Here is a 1,251-nt window from a genome sequence, read left to right on the forward strand (position 1 = left end):
CAATGTTTGTGATTGATTGAAATCGAAAGAATTCATCATACCTACTGCATATTTTTCTTTGGCATAATTGTAAGCTTCTTGTCTGGCTTCTAAAGCGGAAAGGGCAGATTCATAAGCATTCAAACCGCCTTTGGCTTCTGTAAAAGCTGTGTAAACATTTCTTTGCAAAGTTAATTCTTCTTGCTCAACTGCAATTTTAGATTTTTCTAAACTTACTTTCGAACGCTCCACATTATTTCTGGCAGAAAACCCGTTAAAAATTGGAATCGATAATTGAGCCCCAAAAGCTTGCCCTCTGTTGTCCGCAAATTGTTGACCAAAAGGAGCTGCGGGTTGAGAAGCACCTGTTTGAAAATCAAAACTATCTGCGTACGAAATTCTCGTATTAACATTATAGAAACCTTGTAATGTTGGTTGAAAACCTCCTTTGGCAATGGCTACATTTTTTTCGGCAATTTCTAAATTGGTTTTGGCAATTTTCAATTCGGTTCTTTGCTCTTTTGCTTTGTCGTAAACAGCTATTGGAGTTTGAGCCAATATATTGTTTTCGTCTTTGACAGAAGTATCATCGGTTACGTCAAAATCATAAAACTCCTTCAATTGTAACAATTGAGCCAAACTCAACTTTGAAATTAACAAAGCATTTTCGGCAGTCACTACTCTTTGTCCATCAGAAGCCACAGTCGCTTTTATGTCTAACAAATCACCACGCGGAACGGAACCCGCTTTTACCAGTTCATCCGAACGAAGTAATTGCTTTTCATTAATTGCCTTTTGTTCTTGTTGCACTTTCAAATTTTCTTTATTAAAAAGCACTTGCAAAAAAGCGTTGGCAACATTTAGCGCTACATCTTCCTGCATTTTTTTCAATTGGTATTTCGCAGCAAGAATCGAAAGATTGGCTCTTCGAAGCGTATTTTGATTTTGCATTCCTTTGTAAATATCAAAACCAACTCCTGCACCCATTGAGGAATATTGAGTAGTTTGATTTCGCAAAATTCCGGTAGTCGGGTCTTGATTCAAACCGATATTCCAAGAATGTGAAGCATTGGAATTAAACGAAGGAATAAAATTTCCTATGGCTCCTTTTTTATCAATACCTGCCGTTTTAGTGTCTAATTCGGTTTGTTTGATAGAGATATTGTTGTCTAGAGCGTATTTTATACATTCTGTTAGAGACCATTGTTTTGTTTGAGCCTGAATCGACAAGCTAAACAGCAGGATAATAACGAGAGGGATACAATTAATTTT

1 protein-coding gene is annotated in these 1,251 nt (G+C 36.5%); it reads right to left on the reverse strand.

All coding sequences use genetic code 11. From position 1 onward, the window contains the following. The coding region (locus EKL98_RS16335) for a TolC family protein (protein WP_317125404.1) at window positions 1-1,251 on the reverse strand (1,251 nt) is incomplete at both ends.

The sequence above is a fragment of the Flavobacterium bomense genome (assembly GCF_003970355.1).